General features: G+C 34.3%; 17 protein-coding genes and 1 pseudogene. 6 read left to right on the top strand and 12 right to left on the bottom strand.

The annotated features are described in order from the left end of the window. Positions 1 to 2: 2 nt before the first annotated feature. Genes MG290_RS02755 through MG290_RS02745 form a run of 3 tightly spaced genes read right to left on the bottom strand, consistent with a single transcriptional unit; the run spans position 3 to position 3,491 of the window. Positions 3 to 920: a Ppx/GppA phosphatase family protein gene (locus MG290_RS02755; RefSeq protein WP_257499081.1), complete on the bottom strand. Its 918-nt coding sequence runs from the start codon at positions 918 to 920 to the stop codon at positions 3 to 5. Continuing rightward, entirely contained in the window at positions 920 to 3,007 is a 2,088-nt protein-coding gene (gene ppk1 / locus MG290_RS02750; RefSeq protein ID WP_264562386.1) for a polyphosphate kinase 1, read from the bottom strand. The genes MG290_RS02755 and ppk1 overlap by 1 nt, the downstream gene beginning before the upstream one ends. Beyond that, positions 2,997 to 3,491, bottom strand: a complete 495-nt coding sequence (locus MG290_RS02745) for a SixA phosphatase family protein (RefSeq protein WP_257499083.1) — start codon at positions 3,489 to 3,491, stop codon at positions 2,997 to 2,999. Before MG290_RS02745 ends, ppk1 begins: the two co-directional genes overlap by 11 nt. Positions 3,492 to 3,623: 132 nt before the next feature. Here MG290_RS02745 and MG290_RS02740 point away from each other — a divergent pair, with 132 nt between their 5' ends. Then, positions 3,624 to 4,154 (top strand): DUF4199 domain-containing protein, encoded by a 531-nt coding sequence (locus tag MG290_RS02740; RefSeq protein WP_257499084.1) that lies wholly within the window; start codon positions 3,624 to 3,626, stop codon positions 4,152 to 4,154. Beyond that, complete coding sequence (gene kdsA / locus MG290_RS02735; protein WP_264562385.1) at positions 4,154 to 4,972, top strand: 3-deoxy-8-phosphooctulonate synthase; 819 nt, start codon at positions 4,154 to 4,156, stop codon at positions 4,970 to 4,972. Before MG290_RS02740 ends, kdsA begins: the two co-directional genes overlap by 1 nt. A 70-nt stretch (positions 4,973 to 5,042) precedes the next feature. On the opposite strand, the gene MG290_RS02730 is transcribed toward kdsA, so the two are convergent. Beyond that, positions 5,043 to 6,506, bottom strand: coding sequence for an aminoacyl-histidine dipeptidase (locus MG290_RS02730; protein WP_264562384.1), 1,464 nt, complete (start codon positions 6,504 to 6,506; stop codon positions 5,043 to 5,045). A 107-nt stretch (positions 6,507 to 6,613) separates the two neighbouring features. Beyond that, complete coding sequence (locus tag MG290_RS02725) at positions 6,614 to 6,877, bottom strand: (2Fe-2S) ferredoxin domain-containing protein (RefSeq protein WP_264562383.1); 264 nt, start codon at positions 6,875 to 6,877, stop codon at positions 6,614 to 6,616. Positions 6,878 to 6,943: 66 nt separating this feature from the next. On the opposite strand from MG290_RS02725, the gene MG290_RS02720 reads away from it, so the two are divergent. Further along, positions 6,944 to 8,008, top strand: a complete 1,065-nt coding sequence (locus tag MG290_RS02720) for a DUF3810 domain-containing protein (protein WP_264562382.1) — start codon at positions 6,944 to 6,946, stop codon at positions 8,006 to 8,008. On the opposite strand, the gene MG290_RS02715 is transcribed toward MG290_RS02720, so the two are convergent. Next, positions 8,005 to 9,300: an NAD(P)/FAD-dependent oxidoreductase gene (locus tag MG290_RS02715; protein ID WP_264562381.1), complete on the bottom strand. Its 1,296-nt coding sequence runs from the start codon at positions 9,298 to 9,300 to the stop codon at positions 8,005 to 8,007. The genes MG290_RS02720 and MG290_RS02715 overlap by 4 nt on opposite strands. 107 nt (positions 9,301 to 9,407) lie before the next feature. Here MG290_RS02715 and MG290_RS02710 point away from each other — a divergent pair, with 107 nt between their 5' ends. Further along, positions 9,408 to 10,034 (top strand): hypothetical protein, encoded by a 627-nt coding sequence (locus tag MG290_RS02710; RefSeq protein WP_264562380.1) that lies wholly within the window; start codon positions 9,408 to 9,410, stop codon positions 10,032 to 10,034. A 91-nt stretch (positions 10,035 to 10,125) separates the two neighbouring features. Beyond that, positions 10,126 to 11,637 (top strand): annotated as a pseudogene (locus MG290_RS02705) (IS1182 family transposase); the annotation flags it as partial. A gap of 357 nt (positions 11,638 to 11,994) precedes the next feature. On the opposite strand, the gene mazG reads toward MG290_RS02705, so the two are convergent. From mazG to def, 3 genes are read right to left on the bottom strand one after another with little or no spacing between them, the layout of a single operon-like run. Next, complete coding sequence (mazG, locus tag MG290_RS02700; protein ID WP_264562379.1) at positions 11,995 to 12,771, bottom strand: nucleoside triphosphate pyrophosphohydrolase; 777 nt, start codon at positions 12,769 to 12,771, stop codon at positions 11,995 to 11,997. Positions 12,772 to 12,818: 47 nt separating this feature from the next. Next, complete coding sequence (locus MG290_RS02695) at positions 12,819 to 13,343, bottom strand: DUF5606 family protein (protein ID WP_264562378.1); 525 nt, start codon at positions 13,341 to 13,343, stop codon at positions 12,819 to 12,821. A 54-nt stretch (positions 13,344 to 13,397) separates the two neighbouring features. Next, entirely contained in the window at positions 13,398 to 13,985 is a 588-nt protein-coding gene (def, locus tag MG290_RS02690) for a peptide deformylase (RefSeq protein WP_264562377.1), read from the bottom strand. Positions 13,986 to 14,089: 104 nt separating this feature from the next. On the opposite strand from def, the gene MG290_RS02685 reads away from it, so the two are divergent. After that, the gene (locus tag MG290_RS02685) at positions 14,090 to 16,288 is read left to right on the top strand and encodes an FUSC family protein (protein ID WP_264562376.1); all 2,199 of its coding nucleotides are present in this window, start codon (positions 14,090 to 14,092) and stop codon (positions 16,286 to 16,288) included. 19 nt (positions 16,289 to 16,307) lie between these two features. On the opposite strand, the gene MG290_RS02680 is transcribed toward MG290_RS02685, so the two are convergent. The 3 genes from MG290_RS02680 to MG290_RS02670 all read right to left on the bottom strand — a co-directional run bounded on the left by MG290_RS02680 (position 16,308) and on the right by MG290_RS02670 (position 20,613). Continuing rightward, on the bottom strand, positions 16,308 to 16,730 hold the full coding sequence (locus MG290_RS02680) for a (4Fe-4S)-binding protein (protein ID WP_264562375.1): 423 nt from the start codon (positions 16,728 to 16,730) through the stop codon (positions 16,308 to 16,310). 969 nt (positions 16,731 to 17,699) lie between these two features. Beyond that, complete coding sequence (priA, locus tag MG290_RS02675; protein WP_264562374.1) at positions 17,700 to 20,150, bottom strand: replication restart helicase PriA; 2,451 nt, start codon at positions 20,148 to 20,150, stop codon at positions 17,700 to 17,702. Between the two features lie 61 nt (positions 20,151 to 20,211). Further along, a complete protein-coding gene (locus MG290_RS02670; protein WP_272586038.1) occupies positions 20,212 to 20,613 on the bottom strand; it encodes a hypothetical protein in 402 nt (133 codons plus the stop codon). Between the last annotated feature and the right edge of the window lie 81 nt (positions 20,614 to 20,694).

The following is a 20,694-nucleotide window of genomic DNA, read 5'->3' as shown; positions in this document are numbered from 1 at the left end:
ATTTACGGAAGAATCTCATGAATCGCAATCTGTGTATTTTTGTAATACATTGCTTTTACAATTCCATCAGACAGTCCAATTTTTGGTACATAAATGTGTTTGGCATTGCTCCATTTCATTGCATTTGCATAAATGCGGATAGCTGGAATAATCACATCTGCACGATCGGTATTAAGTCCCAATGTATAAATACGTTCTTCGTAGGTTAACGAATTCAAATATTTGTAGCGTTGCATTAAATAGCTCTGCGTAAGTGGTTTGTCATTGGTTTTCCCAGACATTTTAAAAATCTTGTTGATATTTCCACCAGAACCTATAATTTCTAGATTAGATAAATGGGCAGTATGTGTTTTGATCCATTTTTCAATTTCGGTCCAAACACTTTCTGTAACCATATTGTTCAACAAGCGAACTGTACCGTTTTTAAAAGATTTGGAAACCATTTGTTTGCCGTTTGAAAACAAAGTGAATTCGGTACTACCACCACCCACATCCACATATAAATAGTGTCCATTGCTTTTTATAAAAGCCTGTAAATCTGAATTTGCAATAATAGCTGCTTCGGTTTTTCCTTCAATAATATCAATATGTATGTTGGCTTTTTGAGCAATTTCTTCAACCAACTCTTTTCCATTGTATGCTTCGCGCATGGCTGAAGTGGCGCAAGCAGCATATTTTTCTACTTTATAAACGTCCATTAACAATTTAAAAGCTTGCATTGCCTTTATCATTCGGCCAGCACTTTCTTCGGAAATTTCGCCTACTGTAAAAGCATCTTGTCCCAATCGGATAGGTACACGAATTAAATGACTTTTATTGAATTGTGTGGGTTTATTTTGTTCTTCTACCACATTGGCAATAAGCAATCTCATGGCATTAGAGCCAATATCAATTGCGGCGTATTTTTTAATTTTTATCATTAATCTAAAATAACTTCTATTTTATTTCGGTAATAATTGAAAAGTTCTTCTTGGGCTTTAAATCGCGATTCTCCCAAACGGCGGTATCGGTTTTCTAATCGCTCTGAATGCAGGCGAACTTTCACATTGCCTTTCCAGTAAATTCCAAATGTATCGATTAATTCTTTTTGAATGTGCGTATCATAAATTGGGCAAGTAACCTCTACCCGTTCGTCGATATTTCTAGTCATAAAATCGGCAGATGAGATAAAAACTTTTGCTTGATCATCTGTTCCAAAAATATAAATTCGGGAATGTTCTAACAAATTATCCACAATACTAATTGCTTCAATATTTTCGCTTAATCCGGGAACGCCGGGTATTAAACAGCAAATTCCCCTTACGATTAATTGAATCTTAACTCCTGCCCGACTGGCATCATACAATTTATCAATCATTTTATAGTCTGATAAACTGTTCATTTTTAATCGAATCATTGCAGGTTGCTCATTCAATGCTTTCTGAATTTCCTCATCTATTAATTTGGTAAATTTAGAGCGGGTGTAATGCGGCGAAACAATTAATTCTTTATAACGATAGATTTTATAATTCACTTCAAAAAATTCAAACACTTTATTTACTTCCTTCATGATGCGTGAATGGGAAGTTAACAAAGTTACATCGGTATAAATATTGGAAGTGCTTTCATTGAAATTTCCGGTAGATATAAAGCCATATCTTTTTACTTTTTTGCCTTCTAAGCGCTCAATTACACAAATTTTGCTGTGCACTTTTAATCCCTTCACACCAAAAATCAGTTTAATGCCTTCGGCTTGCATTATTTCGGCATAATTAATGTTACTGGTTTCATCAAAACGCGCTTGCAATTCAATTTGTACGGTAACTTGTTTGCCGTTTTTCGCAGCATTTATAAGCGATGAAATGATTTGAGAATTTTTTGCCAAACGATACAAGGTAATTTTTATGCTTGTTACTTTTGGATCTAATGCCGCTTCGCGCAAGAATTTCACTACATAATTAAACGATTGAAAAGGCGTGTGTACCAAAAAATCTTTGTTTTTTATTTGCTGAATCATACCTTGCAGATTCAATCCGCTTACAGGCATTGGTTTAATTTTACCCAAAGTAAGGTCGCTTCTACCTAAATTGGGAAAATTCATATAATCGCGGCGGTTGTGATAACGCCCTCCCGGAATGATGCTATCTACTGCTTCGATATCCATTTTATCCAAGAAAAAATCAAGGGTGTCTTTGTCAATAGTGCTGTCGTACACAAAACGAACCACCTCGCCCAGCCTACGTTCACGCACTGAATTGGAAATTTTCTCTAAAAAAGATTTGTGTAAATCTGAATCGAAATCCAACTCGGCATCGCGGGTAATTTTTATCATGTGTGCAGAAATACTCTCGTAATCGAAAATCGAAAAGATATAATCTAAATTAAATCGAATCACGTCATCAAGCAAAATAATATACTGCTTTCCGTCGATTTTAGGCAGTTCTACAAATCTATTGATGTGTGTAGGTATTTCAATTAAAGCATAACGGGTGCGCTTTTTGATTGATTTTACAGAATCTTCGCTGGATTTTTTTACCAGCTTTACAGCTAAATATCCGTATGCATCTCTGATCAACGGAAATTCGGCTAAATCATTCAAAATAATGGTTACCAAAACCGGACTCACATTGTGAATAAAAAATTCGCGTATAAATTGTTCTTGTTCGTGGTTGATTTGTGACTCATCTACAATAAAAATCCCTTCTTTTTGAAGTTCTTCTTCAATTTCATTTAAAATTGCCAAGCTTTTTGATTGCTGATTAATCACAATTTCGGTGATGTCTTGCAATAATTCTTTGGCAGAAATACCGCTTATCAAATTTTTTTGTTGGTCTTTCGAAATGGATATTCTGCGAATTGATGCATATCGAACCCTAAAAAATTCATCTAAATTATTTGAAAAAATTCCTAAGAACCGCAATCGGTCCAAAAGGGGCACCGTGTGGTCTGCGGCTTCTTGCAACACGCGCTCGTTGAACGCTAACCAGCTTTTTTCGCGGTCTATATATTTTGGTTGATTAACTTGCATTTATTAAATCTTTTGGAAATAAAGTTTCGGTAACAGTACCTTTTTTTATAGTGTTCCAATTCTCATCGTTGAATTCTAAAATCACGATACCCGACGTGGGAACATTATCTATAAATTTATCGCCAAATGTATTAACAAAATCGGTAATTGCATTGTTATGCCCAAAAATAATAAGACTTGGAACGGAATCTTTACAATTTCTTATTATTTTGGTTAAATGTGTGGCATCAAACGTGTATAAATCTTGCTTTAAAACCGTTAATTCTTGCGGAATATTTAGGACTTCATTGAAGATTTTAGCCGTGTCATGCGCTCTTTTCGCAGTACTGGACCATATTAAAAAGCGTTCGGGTAATTTATCTTGAATAGTTTCAAAAACTGCATTTGAGTTTTTAATGCCTTTATTTGTCAACGGGCGTTCATGGTCTTCAATTGGCATATCCCATGATGATTTTCCGTGCCTTATTAATATTAATTTTTTCATACCCAACACTTTTATTTTACACAATCGTTTATTTTTTACTAAATATAGAAAAAATCATTTAGTAATTTTTAAGATGACACATTTTTTTTGTGATAAAAGTTTGATTAATTTTGTTAAAACATAAAACGTACAATGAACAAAATAGGAATCGAGCTGAAATGGGCAGCGTTAATTACTGCATTTACTTGCGGTTGGGCGGCTTTAGAGAGTGCTTTGGGTTATCATAAAGATTTTAGCAATATTATTGTAACAGCCTTTATTTATTATGTGATTTTGACTTTTTTGTGGGCAATTGCTTTTATCGACAAGAAAAAATCATTAGGAAAAAACGCCGTTTGGGAATTTAAAAGTGCTTTTAAGTTTGGTTTATTCCTTACTGGATTGTTAACCCTTCTAAGTCCTATTTCGCAATATATCATTTATGAAAATATTTCACCCGATTATTTTGAAAACATCATTAATTATCAACTTTCTAAAGGAAAACAAACGCGTGAAAGTTTAGAATTAATCCACAATATGAATTTTACGATTAGGCAAGGTGTGATGAACGCTTTATCTTTAGGTGTGATTTATTCCGCTTTGTATGCGTGGGTTTTTAAAACTAAAAAACAAGTAATCAATACCCCGCCAACCCAAACCAACTTCAATAAAAAGAAAAAATAATGAATTTAGCAAACATACCCCAAATTAAACATTTAAACAGCGGCAACTTTTTTGTATTGGCAGGTCCTTGTGCAATTGAAAGTGAAGAAATGGCATTGAAAATTGCCGAACGATTGATTGCTATTACCGATCGCTTGCAAATTCCGTTGGTTTTTAAAGGATCGTTTAAAAAAGCGAACCGTTCACGCATTGATTCTTTTACAGGAATTGGTGATGAAAAAGCATTGAAAATACTGCAAAAGGTTTCCAATGAATTCCGTGTGCCAACGGTTACTGATATTCATGAAAGCAGCGATGCAGAAATGGCAGCAGCTTATGTAGATGTGCTACAAATACCTGCTTTTTTGGTACGCCAAACCGATTTAGTGGTTGCAGCAGCCAAAACAGGCAAAACGGTGAATTTAAAGAAAGGACAATTCATGAGCCCGGAAAGTATGAAACACGCCATTCAAAAAGTGTTGGATTGCCAAAATGAAAACGTGATGGTGACCGATCGAGGTACGATGTTTGGATACCAAGATATGATTGTGGATTACCGCGGTATTCCTACCATGCAACAATATGCTACCACAGTTTTAGACATTACACATTCTTTGCAACAACCCAACCAAGCAAGTGGTGTAACAGGCGGAAGACCCGATTTAATTGAAACAGTGGCAAAAGCAGGTATTGCTGTGGGCGTGGACGGAATTTTTATTGAAACACATTTTGATCCTGCGAATGCAAAGAGTGATGGTGCAAACATGTTGCATTTAGACTACTTTGAAGCTTTAATGGAAAAGCTAGTAGCAATCCGCCAAACGGTTAGAAATTTTTAATAATAAAGAATATTTTAAAAATACAAAAAAACCTCTAAATCAATAATTTAGAGGTTTTTTGATAAAGTTATTATTTAACTGGTATATTCTTTAAAATCTCAACCACAAATTTCCAATATTTTTGGACAGATGCGATAGAAACACACTCTTCTGGTGAATGCGCACCGCGAATGGTTGGTCCAAAAGAAATCATCTCCATATCGGGGTAATTGGTACCTAAAATACCACATTCCAATCCGGCGTGGCAAGCCACAACATTGGCTTTTTGTCCGTTTTGTTTTTCATATAATTCATCTAAAACTTTTAAGATAGATGAATTGGGGTTCGGTGTCCATCCCGGATATGTTCCTGAAAAATTTACCTCACAGCCCATTAATTCAAATGCAGCACGCAAACTATTTGCCAAATCAAACTTTGAAGTTTCAACCGACGAACGTGTTAAGCATTGAATTTGCAATTTTCCATCACCAACCGTAACTTTTGCAATATTGTTGGATGTTTCTACTAAATCTTCAAAATCAGCACTCATTTTATAAACGCCGTTGTGTGCAGTATATAAAGCACGTACTAAATAAAACTGAGCCATTGCAGGCATCACTTTTTCGGGCAATGTATCTTGCTTTTCAAAAATAACTTCCAAGTTGGGCTCGGTGGTTGCATATTCCGCTTTAATTTCATTTACAACAGTTTGCATATCAAACACAAACGATTCATCGTACATTTTAGCGATAATTACCTGAGCAACACTTTCGCGAGGAATGGCATTGCGAAGACTACCTCCATTGATACTTGCAATTTGCAAACCAAAATTATCAAAACCATTAAAAAGCAAACGGTTCATGAATTTGTTGGCATTGCCTAAACCTTTGTGAATATCCATACCCGAATGGCCGCCTTTTAAACCTTTTACAGTAATTTTATAAGCAACAGATCCATCGGGAACTTCTTCTTCTTCATATTCAGCAGTAGCCGTTACATCAACCCCACCAGCACAACCAATATCAATTTCATCGTCTTCTTCGGTATCTAAATTTAATAAGATTTCGCCGGTTAGCAATCCACCTTTTAATCCCATTGCTCCTGTCATTCCGGTTTCTTCATCAATGGTAAACAACGCTTCAATTGCCGGATGCTCTATTTCTTTTGATGCTAAAACAGCCATTATGGTTGCAACGCCAATACCGTTATCTGCTCCTAAAGTGGTACCTTTTGCACGTACCCAATCGCCATCGATGTACATATCAATTCCTTGGTTGTCAAAATCGAAAACGGTATCGTTATTTTTTTGGTGCACCATGTCTAAATGCGACTGTAAAACGATTGTTTTACGGTTCTCCATGCCAGCAGTTGCCGGCTTTTTTATAATTACATTTCCTACTTCATCTACAAGGGTTTCTAAACCTAAACTTTCACCAAATTGTTTCATAAAAGCAATCACACGCTCTTCTTTTTTAGACGGACGCGGCACTGCGTTTAAATCTGCAAAATGATTCCACAATGGCAGTGGCTCTAAATTGCGAATATCTTGACTCATATTTTTAAAATTTTAATCAAAGTTACTTATAATAAAGTAAAAAAGCCACTTTAAACGGGGTTTAAAATGGCTTACATACAAAATAAAACAATAATTATCTTAGAAAATTACGCAACAATATATTTGGTGAATAATTTCTGGGCTTTTTTCTTGGTTACTTCTTTTTTATATTTCTTTTCAGAGTCGATATAAAAAACGGGAGCACTTTTACACATGCCTTGGCACTTCATTTTTTGAAGAGAAACACTGTTGTTTAAACCCGTTTCACATAATAATTCTTTTAAGCACGACTTTGCTTCTTCATTGTATCTGCAGCATTTTTTTCCGTCGCAAAAATAAATTACTTCACTAAAAGATTTACATTTACCCATTATTACTATCTTTAACGAGTACAAATATAAATAATAATTTTTATTTATTCTAAATAAAACATTAAAATGAAGAAAAATTTTTCTTGGAAGTTTTTGTTGCTTGGATTTGTTGTTGCAAGCTATTATTTAGCGTCTGATTTTCCTTTGTTTTTCACTGAAATTTACAACCAAAAAATCTATTCCATATTAGATCGATTCATGCATGTTTTTTCTAAAATCCCGTTTTCTGTCGGCGATGTGTTGTATGCTTTCGTGGTTGTGTTTATCATCTATAAAATAGTTATAGGCTTAAAAAAGAAAGCATATCAACAATTGGTTCTGTTTTTATCAACTTGCTTTTTACTTTTCTTAGCTATTTTTCAGCTTTTTTGGGGATTTAATAATTACAAATATGGTGTTGCACATCAATTAAAATTAGAACGAAATTACACCAAACCTGATTTAGATACGCTGACTAAAAAATTAATCAAGCTTGTAAACAATCAACAAATAGCGCTTACAAACGATGTGTCTAAAAAAGTAGTGATTGCAAAGAAGCTAGAGGTTTTCAATGAAACAGCTGCACTGAATTATTCCAAATTGCCTGACCATTTACAAAAATTGCTGATTAAAAACGCCATCAATCCTGTAAAACCATCATTTTATTCCTATGCTTTATCATATACCGGATTTAGTGGATATTTTAATCCGTTTACGCATGAAAACCATGTAAACATAGAAATACCATCGATTGGAATGCCGGTAACAGTAGCTCATGAAATGGCGCATCAGTTGGGAGTTTCGAGCGAAGCCGAAGCCAATTTTTTTGGTTTCCAAGTGATGCAATTAAGCAGCAATGAAACGTTTAAATATGCCGCAAATTTGTATGCCTTGAAATATTGTTTAAAAGAATTTAGATATGAAAACGAAGAAACCTATCTTTTACTATTTGATCAATTAAACAAAGGCGTTCAAGAGAACATCTTAGAAAGCGAACTGTTTTGGAGCAATAAAAGAAATGTTTCTACGTATTTTTTTAAATATCTCTACGGTGGATTTTTAAAAATGAACAATCAAAAAGACGGTATCAAATCCTATAATAAATTTGTTGATTTATTGATCAATTATGACAAAAAATTCCATCAATTTTAATTTTCGGTCGGTTTTGCATCTCTGTTTTTACGAAACGGACGAATAATAACGCGCGATTCTCTATCGAATACAAAATAATTATACACCCAACTCCAAAAAACCAACGTTTTGTTTTTGAAACCAATTAGCGAAAAAAGATGCACAAACATCCAAACAAACCAAGCAAAAACACCGTTGAAATGTAATTTTGGTAAATCAACAACCGCTTTGTTTCTACCAATTGTTGCCATAGAGCCTTTGTCGTTGTAAACAAACTTTTTTAGCGATTGCTTTTTGGTTAAGCGTTCTAAATTTTCGGCCAATAGAGTGCCTTGCTGAATGGCTGGTTGTGCCATCATGGGATGACCGTATTGGTATTTATCGCCATACATCGCAGCTACATCGCCAATTGCGAAAATATCTGTAAAACCTTCCACTTGATTGAATTCGTTTACTTTGATACGTGCCGCCCGATCCAACGAAGCATCGACGCCATTTACAGGTGCACCCTTTACCCCTGCTGACCAAATCACGGCTTGCGTTTCGAAGGTTAAGCCATTTTTGGTTTCAACTTTTGTGCCATCGTAATTGGTAACAATGGTTTTTAAATGGATTTTTACACCCAAATTTTTAAGGAATTTTTCTGCAGCTTTTGAAGATTTTCTAGACATAGCATCTAAAATATTTTCTGAACCTTGGACCAAATTAATTTCCATCATCGAAATATCCAAATCGGGATAATCTTTAGGAAAAACTGCATTCTTCATTTCCGCCAAAGCTCCGGCTAATTCCACACCGGTTGGTCCTGCACCAACAATTACAAAATTCATCAGTGCTTTTCGCTGTTGCATGTCATTGGTTTGCAACGCCAATTCAAAATTTTCAAGAATTAAACTGCGAATATTTAATGCTTCGGGTATGGTTTTCATTACCATACTGTTTTTTTCAATCTGTGTATTTCCGAAATAATTATTCGTAGATCCCGTGGCAATCACCACATAATCATAGTAAATAGTACCAATATCTGTTATGATTTTTTTATTCTCGGTATCAATTTTTTCTACCAAAGCCATTCGGAAAAATGCCTCTTTATGTTCTTTAACGATTTTGCGAAGCGGATAGGCAATCGATCCGGATTCTAATCCACCCGTTGCCACTTGGTACATAAGCGGTTGAAAATTATGGTAATTGTGTTTATCTAACAAAACCACCTGAAAATTTTTATTTTTTAGTTTTCTTGCAAGCGATACACCCGCAAAACCGCCACCAATGATAACAACTCTTGGATTACTAGAATCTGGAATATTCAACATAACTACTTTACTTTTACACAAAATTACAAACAAATTGGCAATAAAAACATTATAATTTTGTTTTTCGTGTTCTGGTGGATTATTGTAAAATATGTTGTTATTTTGCAATGAAAAACAAGAAGGCAGTAATGAATTTAAGCTTTTTTAAAGATAATTATAGCAAAAAATTGAGCGAAAATTTTTCGAGTCGATCGGAATTGTACATCAATATTAAAAAAAAATCTGTACAAACTTTATGGTGGATTATTGGTGTAACCCTATTGAAACTTACTTTTTTTATTATTTCCGGAATTATACTTGAAGAAAATACCCAACTAACAATAAGCCCATGGCTCATAAATACTTTGCATGCCCTTGATTTAAGCCTTTTGATTTTACCTGCATTTTTTTCGATTATAAATGGAATCTTAATATTTAGGATAACATCTAAAAACACTTTTGAAGCGTTATTACAAAGCATAAAAAGGGCAAGGAATTACTTTAAATTATATATTTCGTTGGTTTTAGTAGCCTATCTTTGTATTATTTACATCACGATTTATTGGACTATTGTTTCAAGCACCAACGATTTGGCATTGTATGATCGTTTTTCATTTTATGCTTCGCTGATTTTGACTTGTGTGGTTTCAACAATTCTTATTTTATTGATACTTTGGGGTGTTTATAAAATTTTGTACAGCCGATTTTTAAAGCGTTTAAATATATTTTACAATCTTTTGAAAGATGCCGTTTAACAAAAAGAAGCTGTCCGAAAAGTCGGACAGCTTTTTTTTGTTGTATTTTTTCTCCAAAATAATTATCTTAGAGTTGCACAAAAAACCAACAATGGCTAAGGTAGTTTTTAAAAATCAAACAGGCAATAGTCCTGAACTTTTTCCGATTAATATTTTTGATAAAATCCCTAATAATCACCCTGTTCGATTAATCGAAGAGGTTGTTAACTCGTTGGATATTAGCAATATAATTAAGTTGTACAAAGGAGGTGGTACCTCTGCATATCATCCAAGAATGATGATTAAAGTGTTGTTTTACAGCTATTTGTCAAACGTTTATTCTTGCCGAAAAATAGCTAAAGCACTCACCGAAAACATCTATTTCATGTACATTTCGGGCAACTCTACGCCTGATTTCCGAACCATTAACGACTTTCGAGGGAAAATATTAAAAAATCATATTCAACAACTATTTGCCGAAGTAGTGAAAATGCTGGTTGAAATGGGCTATGTAAGTCTTGATATTCAGTACATTGATGGAACAAAAATCGAAGCCAAATCGAATCGTTATACTTTTGTTTGGAGAGGTTCGATTGAAAAATACAAGGAAAAATTAGAAGTTAAAATCAACACGATTCTTTCAGATATCGAAAGTGCTATTCAGTCTGATAATCAAGAAATTAACAAAGAAGAATTACCTAAAAGCATCAATTCGGAAGAACTTCGGGAGAAGCTATCGATCTTGAATAAAAAGCTGAAAGAACCCACTAAAAAACAGGCAAAAGAGCTACAAAAACTTCAGGATGAGCATCTTCCAAAATTAGAAAAATACGAAAAAGACCTAGAAACTTTAGGCGATAGGAATTCTTACAGCAAAACCGACCCTGACGCTACTTTTATGCGGATGAAGGAAGATCACATGAAAAACGGACAGCTTAAACCGGCTTATAATACGCAGATTTCAACTGAAAATCAGTTTATTACCCACGTTTCCATCCATCAAAAACCGGGGGATACCACGACTTTGGAATCGCATCTTGATGGTTTTGAAAATCTCTATGGAAAACAAAGCAAAGATGTGGTTGCCGATGCAGGTTATGGAAGCGAAGAAAATTACGAAATGCTTGAAAATAAAAGCATTAAAGCCTACGTGAAGTACAATTATTTTCACAAAGAAGCGAAACGGACGATGAAAAATAATCCGTTTTTGGTTCAGAATTTATTCTACAACAAAGAACAAGATTTTTACGTTTGTCCGATGGGTCAACGAATGGAAAATGTTGGCAAAGGAAAACGAATTTCGAGCAACGGACACGAATCGCAAGTGTCTTATTATCAGGCAAAAAACTGTAATAATTGTCCGCTTCGAGAGCAATGCTTCAATGCAAAAGGTAATCGCAGAATAGAAGTCAATCACCGGTTGAATGAGCTTAAAGAAAAGGCTCGAAATTTATTAACGAGCGAGAAAGGGCTGGAACATCGCAGTAAACGCCCTATAGAAGTAGAGGCTGTTTTTGGGCAACTCAAGCACAATAATGATTTTAATAGATTTACATTCAAAGGCTTAGAGAAAGTAGAATTAGAATTTCTACTGATGGCTCTTGGACATAATTTTAGAAAAATGGTGGCTGTAGCAGTTGCGGGAAGAAAAACGGTATTCAAACGCCGTATTTTTGGTTCTAAACTTGTCATTTTTGTCGAATTTAGATGCTATCAGCGGTCTTTATTTCAAAAAAAGCAAGAAATTAACTTTAGTGATGATGTTGAAAAGTTAGTAGTATAACAAAGAGGCTATCCTTTTTGGACAGCCTCTTTTTTATTTTACAAAAATTTACCCAAAATCCAATACAGGATTATGAATACAACAACGGTTCCAAAGCAACCGAAACCGGCTTTTTTTGCGCCCCAACCTGCCAATAATGCTCTTAACAAATCTTTCATAACATTTAATTTTAATTAAATATAATAAAAATAAACGTTGCTATTCTGATTTTTTAACTTTATTCCAATAAACATCTAACTCTTTTAAGGGCAGATCGCCTAAAGCTTTTTGATCATTTTTTATCAACTCTTCCATTTTAGTGAAGCGGTTTATGAACTTTTTATTGGTTTTGTTCAATGCTTCTTCTGGATTGATATTACAAAAACGCGCATAATTGATCAATGCAAATAATACATCGCCAAATTCTTGTTCTTGTTTTTCGATATTGTTTTGAGCCACTTCTACTTTAAACTCGTTCAATTCTTCTTCCACCTTAGCCCAAACATCTTCTTTGTTGTCCCAATCAAAACCTACACCTTTGACCTTGTCTTGAATACGATATGCTTTAACAATGGCGGGCAGCGAATTAGGAACACCACTCAAAACTGATTTATTCCCTTCTTTTAACTTTAATTTTTCCCAATTCTCCAGCACTGTTTTCTCGTCTTCGGCAACTACATCTCCGTAAATATGCGGATGCCTCGCAATGAGTTTATCACAAATTCCATTGCATACATCGGCTATATCAAACAAATTGGTTTCACTGCCAATTTTAGAATAAAAAACAATGTGGAGTAAAATATCGCCCAATTCTTTTTTAATTTCATTGGAATCGTTTGCCGAAATGGCATCATTCAGTTCATAAACTTCTTCAATGGTGAGGTGTTTTAACGATTGCAGCGTTTGCTTTTGATCCCACGGACATTTTTCGCGCAAATCATCCATTATATCTAACAAGCGTTCAAAAGCTTGCAACTGTTGTGTGCGGTTGTTCATTTAATGGGTTGGTATAAAAAATCCGGCAATTGCCGGATTTCAAGTTATTATTCTTTTTCTTCTGTTTTCTTTTTTGTGGTGCGTTTTGCTTTTGGCTTTTCTTCCACAACTTCTGCTGCTACTGTTTCTTTTTCTTCAGTAGTATTGTTAATTGTTACCGAACCAGTTGTTGATACAGTTGGTTGGTTCATAGTTGCTACATAGTTCGCAGCTTGCAAAATATTGTACCAGTTTAAAACTTTTTTAATGTCTGATACATATACGCGGTCGCGATCAAAATCTGGAACCACTTCACCAAAATAGGCAAGCAATTCATCATTGTTTGCTTTGTGGTCTAAAGCGGGACCGTTATTTTCTTTTTTTGCAATACGAGCAAAAACTTCAAACAGCTTTAATTCACTTGTTTCTGTGTAAATAGAAATTTCTGATAATAAGCTTACATTGCTACGCAAACCAACTGTTAACTTTTTACCATCAATTAATGACTCTGCAATAAATCCTGATCTTGTTTGGATTTTTAATTCGTATAATCCTGGTTTTCCAGATATAGCTAAAACTTTCTCTACGCTCATTCTATTATTTTTTTCAAGGTCACAAATATCCTAATTTGAATTTAATATCCAAAATTATCTACCTTTTTTGTTTATAAATTTCATTTTATAGTCTGGAAAAACTTTTCCTTCCATGATGTTTTGTAATCGTTTGGCGTTTAATTTCTTTTTTAAGGTAGAAATTTTATCGGTAAACAACACGCCTTCTATATGATCATATTCGTGCTGAATTACCCGAGCTGCATAGCCTGAAAACGATTTTGTGTGCTTTTCAAAATTTTCATCAAAATATTGAATTGTAATATTTGGCTTGCGATACACATCTTCACGCACACCGGGAATACTTAAACAACCTTCGTTAAAAGACCACTCCTCGCCTTCTTCGCTCAAAATTTTTGGATTGATAAACGTGCAATTAAAATCGGCCAAAAAATTACGCTCTTCTTTTGATAAATCTTCGTCTTCGCTAAACGGTTTGGTATCAACAATAAACAAACGTATGGGCAAACCTATCTGCGGTGCTGCCAAACCAACTCCGTAAGCATTATCCATTGTTTCGTACATATTGGATATAAGTTCTTTTAACTGCGGATAATCTTTGCTAATTTCCTCACATTCTTTGCGTAAAACCGGATCGCCGTAACCTACAATAGGTAAAATCATTTTATTGTTTTTAAAATATCTGTGCAAAGTTACGAATTATAGTAAAAATTGCAGTTATAATTAATAACTTTAATGCGTGTTTTAGGTAAATCAATTTTTTTGTAATGTTTGATAAATTAATTATTAAGTTTGGTGACAATCAGTTTTACAACGCCATAAAAATTACTTTTACGGCTATTTTGGCGTTTTTTATCTTTTATGATACCGCCGATTTTACTGCTGCATTTACCGTGACTTTAGGTGCATTGCTGTGCGCACCAATTGATATTTCGAGCAATTTTAAACATAAGATTATTGGTTTGCTTTTGGTGGCTTTTTTAATACCAATTATCTCATTTTTATTAACATACACCTATTCCTATTTTTTTGTTTTTGCGCCCCTTTTTTGCGGGCTTATCTTTTTATCGGCAATAATATCGCTTTTTGGTCACCGTGCCAATTTGCTTTCTTTTACCTTATTGCTTACTATTAGTTTATCGTTTATTCATCATGACAAACCCGAAATATTGGTAAATAATTGTTTGTATTTATTGCTGGGTGGCTTGTTTTACACCTCCATTTCGGTGCTTTTTTACTTTATTAAACCCAACCGATATATTAATTTAGAAGTTGCTGAATGTATTGAAATAACGGGAGAATACTTGCAATTGAGAGCCGATTTGTGGACCACAGATGCTGATCGGGAGAAAATTAACCGACAAATGCTTGAAAAACAAATTCGGATTAATGAACTGCACGAGCATATTCGTGAATATTTGGTTTATAACAAAGCACGCACCTTAAATTCAAACAACAATAGGAAGCTTTTAGTGGCACTGACATCTGTGGTTGAAATTTTGGAATTGGCTATGGCAAACACTTTTAATCATGAAGAATTTATCGATTTTTTTAAAGAAGATCTTTCTGTTTTAAAAGCATATAAATCGTTGGCAGAACAATTTGCTTTTACATTAAAAAGGTTGGCTTTTCATATCAAAACTAATAAAAAACACCATTCACAAGGAAGTTTAGCAAACGATTTTAAACAATTAAAAAGCAAAATGGATGCATTTGTGAAACGTCAAAATATTTCCATTTATGATGAAAATGCTGTAAATATCAACAACTTGCTTTTTTATGCCGATAAACAAATTGAAAAAATTAAAGGTTTAGAACGTATCTACAAAGAACGTGTAAATGCAGATGAATTGCGAGGAAAATACCGCGATTTGGAAAAATTTTTCACACCTGAACACTATCGTTTAAAAACATTAATTGACCATTTAAACTTTAAATCGGCTACATTTAGATACGCGCTTCGCATAACCATTACCATGTTTATTGGTCTGCTTATTGGAACAATTTTTAAGTTTGAAAACGCTTATTGGATTTTGCTCACTATTGTTGTAATTATGCGTCCGGGCTATGGTTTAACGAAACAACGCTCTTCACAAAGGGTCATTGGAACCGTAATTGGTGGTGTTTTAGGAATTGTAGCTTTGATTTTAATTGACAATAATATCGTGCTTACTGTGTTGGCTATTTTGTCGATGCTTTTTGGATATTGGCTTTCGGCTACCGATTATAAAATAGGCGTTAGTTTTGTAACCTTTTATGTGATTTTAATTTATGGTTTACTTACAGACAATGCCGAATCGCACTTAATTTATCGCATTCTTGATACGGTAATTGGTGCATTGTTGGCTTTTTTGGCTACAAGATTTGTATGGCCCACTTGGGAATTACAATCAGTGAACACCTATTTAGAAAAGTCGTTACGCGCCATTAAATTCTATATTATCGAAGTGAAATATTACTATATAAAAAAAGGAGAACCTACCACATCGTACAAAATCGCACGAAAAAATGCATTTATCGAAGTTGGAAATTTAATGGCCAGTTTTCAGCGAATGATTCAAGAGCCCAAACGCAAACAAGCTAATCGCGTAGAGCTTTATGAACTCACGGTTTTAAATCAAACATTGGTTTCATCGGCGGCAAGTATCGGAACATACATTCAGTTTCACAAAACCACCGAGGCTTCAAAAGCATTTAAAATGGTGATGGATTATATCAACAACAATTTAAGCCAGGCGCTTCACAACCTTGATTTTGATGCAGAACTTACAACAGATAGCCAAGAGGATTATCAAATAAGTATCAGCCAGTTGAAAACAATCCGCCGACAAGAAGTTGATAAACTAGATATTGATGAGCAATCGAAAATTCAAAAATTAGAGGAAGCGCAGCTGATTATTGATCAATTAATTTTCATGAGCAACCTGTCCGAAAAAATCGAAAAACTCACATTGAAAATGAAATAAGCATTTAAAAGCTTTTTACTCAGCCTTTAAAACCAATTTTGTTGTGGTTTCCATCACAAAACGGCTTGTTTGCCGATGCGCCACAACGACAAAGAGCTGTATTGTTTTGTTTTTCCTCTGTGCGTCCGTCGGGGTAAACAATTGTTATGTTTCCACTACAAAGCAACGGACCATTTGCCAGCACTGTAACATTAGTTGCTTGATTTTCAAGATTCACTTCCACCTTTTCATCTTCTAAACTATATGATAAAGCGCCACTTGGGCATTGTTTTATATGCGCAATAATCGTTTCGATGGACTCCTTTTCAGGTTTAATCCACGGTTTTTCTTTAGGATTAAACACAGTTGGCAAACCTGTTTCGCCACGCCAACACTTCGTAGAGTGTATGCATTTTTCAGGTTCCCAATTAATTGTTAGTGTGTCTTTTTTGTATTTTTTCATGGTTTTGTATTTTAAATTTGTCTATTAAGTGTATTCCATCTTTATGTTCAAAATGAAGTTTTTTGAAATGTAAATTTTTTTACAAAATACTATATTTTCTCGGCGGATTCAAATCTCAAATTCAAATCTCAAATTCAAATCTCAAATTCAAATCTCAAATTCAAATCTCAACTTCAAATCTCAAATTCAAATCTCAACTTCAAATATTAAATTCAAATTTCAACTTCAAATCTCAACTTCAAATCTCAACTTCAAATCTCAACTTCAAATCTCAACATCAAATCTCAACTTCAAATCTCAACATCAAATCTCAACTTCAAATCTCAAATCTCAAATTCAAATTTCAACATCAAATTTCAACATCAAATCTCAACTTCAAATCTCAACTTCAAATCTCAACTTCAAATCTCAACTTCAAATCTCAACTTCAAATCTTAACTTCAAATCTCAACTTCAAATCTTAAATTCAAATCTCAACATCAAATCTCAACATCAAATCTCAACATCAAATCTCAACATCAAATCTCAACTTCAAATCTCAACTTCAAATCTCAACTTCAAATCTTAAATTCAAATCTCAAATTCAAATTTCAAATTCAAATCTCAAATTCAAATTTCAACTTCAAATCTCAACTTCAATTCTCAACTTCAAATCTAAAATTCAAATTTCAACTTCAAATCTCAAATTCAAACCTTAAACCTTAAACTTTAAACTTGAAACCTTAAACTTTAAACTTGAAACCTTAATCTTCAACAACAATTTACATTATACAGTAAAACCGCGTTAGGGATAGCAGCGAAAATCCTTTTTGTGAGCTTGCGAACAAAAAGATTGTAGCGAATAGCCCGACCCGACTGCTTACTGGTATTTTTCTGTGATTGACAAAATGGTGCGTGTTTTCCGAGCTTTGTTTTGAAACCGAATGGAAGGGGAACGCCCTAATGATTAAAATTAAACTAGATTTATGATTAATAAAAATCTACATTTATTGTGGTTCTTACGGCCTTGAAGGCACCGATGCTGTCTAAACTATTGATGCTTTTTTGGATGGCTGCTTTTAATGAATGTGCCGATTTATTGATGGGCATTTTTACTAAAATGATTTGTATGTACTTATTTCGGATACGGTTTACAGATGGTTCTTGTGGTCCTAACACTAAGATATCGGCGATGTTGCTTCGCAGATTGGTTGCAAGCCATTGGGCTGCGTCTTTTGTTTTATCGAAATTGGTGTGTTTTAGCTGTAATCGTATCAAACGGTAAAAAGGCGGATATTTAAAATGTAGGCGTTCATACATTTGTTCTTTAAACATGGCTTGATAGTTGTTTTGGGTAACTTGTTGTATGGTGTTGTGATACGGATTATAGGTTTGAATGATTACTTTTCCTTGTTTGTTTTTTCGGCCGGAACGTCCTGCTACTTGTGTAAGCAATTGATATGCTCGTTCGTATGCTCGAAAATCTGGTAGTGTGAGTAAACTGTCTGCATTCATGATACCTACAAGTATAACATTATCAAAATCGAGTCCTTTGGCTAGCATTTGGGTGCCGACCATTACGTCTATTTCTCTGTTTTTGAATCCGTCGATCAAGCGCTCAAAAGCAAATTTACCGCGTGTGGTATCTTGATCCATTCGTGCGATATTTTTATTTGGAAAAATGGTTCGCAGAGCATCTTCTATCTGTTCGGTTCCTAACCCTTTGGTGGATAATTCATTGCTGTGGCACGAATGGCATTTGGTGGGCATTGCCATGGTGTATCCGCAATAGTGGCATTTTAAATAATTTTGTCGTTTGTAATAGGTGAGGCTTACATCGCACATGGTGCAGTGCGGAACGTGGCCACAGGTTAAGCATTCTAAAACGGGAGAAAAACCTCGGCGATTTTGAAAAAGCAATACTTGTTCGCCGTTGTAAAAGGCTTCGTTCATGGCATCGATTAATTTGATGCTGAAAAAGCCGTTTACTTCTTTCTTTTTTCGAGCTTCTTTTAAATCTACTACTACTACTTCTGGCAATTGAACATTTGTAAATCGTTGATTGAGTTCCACATAGCCATATTTTTGTTGGTAGGCATTGTAATAACTTTCTAAGCTTGGTGTGGCAGAGCCTACCAACACTTTGGCTTTGAACATTTTTGCTAATACAATGGCTGCGTCGCGTGCATGAAAGCGCGGCGCTGGATCGGCTTGTTTATAACTGGCTTCGTGTTCTTCGTCTATAATGATTAACTGTAAATTTTTGAAGGGAAGAAAAACCGATGAACGTGATCCTATTACAATTTGTGCATTTTCGGTATGGTTTAAAACGTGGTGGTACACCTCTACCCTTTCGTTTTCGGAATATTTTGAGTTGTAAACTGCTACTTTGTTGCCAAAATAGGCTGTTAACCGCTGTACTAATTGCGTGGTTAAACCAATTTCGGGCACTAGAAAAAGTACTTGTTGTTGGTTTTGTACAGCTTCTTTTATCAATTCTATATACATTTCGGTTTTACCAGAACCAGTTACTGCGTTTAAAAGGGTTACATCGTGTTTTTGAAACGATGTTTGAATATTTTGCAGCGTTGCTTGCTGTTTTTGGGTGAAATCGATATCATCTAAAAAGGCGTCATGGAACTGTACACGGTCTTCAGCCAATGTATAAACCGTAAAAATTTCTTTCTTTTCTAAATTACTAAAAATGGCTGCTGAAACTTCGGCTTCTTTCAACAACTCTTTTAAGGCAATGGGTGTGTTTTTGGCTTGTAATTGAAAATACTTTAAGACAAGTGCACGCTGTTTTTCTGTTTTCAGTTGATGGTCTAACAGGTGTATTAGTTTTTGTTCTTCTTTATAGTTTTCGTGCAAAGCAACATATTTTACTAGTTTTGGCTTGTATTTTTCGTGAATATGTTGGTTTAGGTAAATGATTTCTTTTTGCAGTAAGGCATCAATCACATGGAAAACCTTTTTTTTGTTTAATATATTCTGAACCTCATCAAACCGAAGAATGGGTTGCTGTTCAAAAGCTTCAAAAAGCAGGTATTCATCATCGGTAAGTGTGCTTAAATCTACCGTTAAATGGGTGTTTAAGCTTAAAATGGTTTCGCTTTCTAACAAAAAAGCCGAAGGCAAAGCTGCTTTGTACACTTCGCCCAACGAACACATGTAATAATTGGCAATCCACTGCCAAAATTCTAGTTGAATTGGAGTTGCAATGGGTTGTTCATCTATAATTGTAAGGATATCTTTGGGTTCATAAAGTGCTGGTGTTTCATGGTGTTTTGCCCACACAATTGCGGTATATATCAAGCGTTTGCCAAATGGAACAGCAACGCGCATACCAGGCTGCAAAAACTGATGTTCTGCTTGAGAAACCTTATATGTGAAGGTGGTTGCTAGCGATAAGGGTACAACAACATCTATAAAATAATCCATAAAACAAAGATACAAAAAGCTTTTAGCGTTTTATTCTTAATCGTTTTTATTTATGTTGATTTTACAACTGAATTTCGTAAATATATATTTTATCATTTATGGTATCTTGAAAGTATCTTGAACCTTGATCAAATGAATCATTAATTTTATATTTAATTGTATTTTTTGGCGGATGAAACCAATCTGGTTTATCAGAAATTAAAAAACTATTGTCAAGAGTATCAACAATTAAATTATGCTCCTTTACAAACACTTCCCAAAATTTTTTGTGCGCCTCAACCTCTAAAAAAAGAATATATTCATTTGTAAAATGTGCAGACTGCCAATAATTTCCATTTATCGGATTAATATTTTCTAATGGTTTCTCTCCTAGCCACAACTCATAAACCTCATCTGGATTGTTAATGTTTTTTTCAGAGCATGAAATAAACAAAAAAGGAATTACAACAAATAATTTAAGCACATAACTTTTCATCAGTATCTAAATTTTCTTAAAAATAAAAACCTACAAGTTTAAAAAAAACTTGCAGGTATATATAGTTCA

The organism is Flavobacterium sp. CBA20B-1 (assembly GCF_028473145.1).
GTDB lineage: Bacteria > Bacteroidota > Bacteroidia > Flavobacteriales > Flavobacteriaceae > Flavobacterium.
This window is presented reverse-complemented; position numbering and strand designations above follow the sequence as displayed.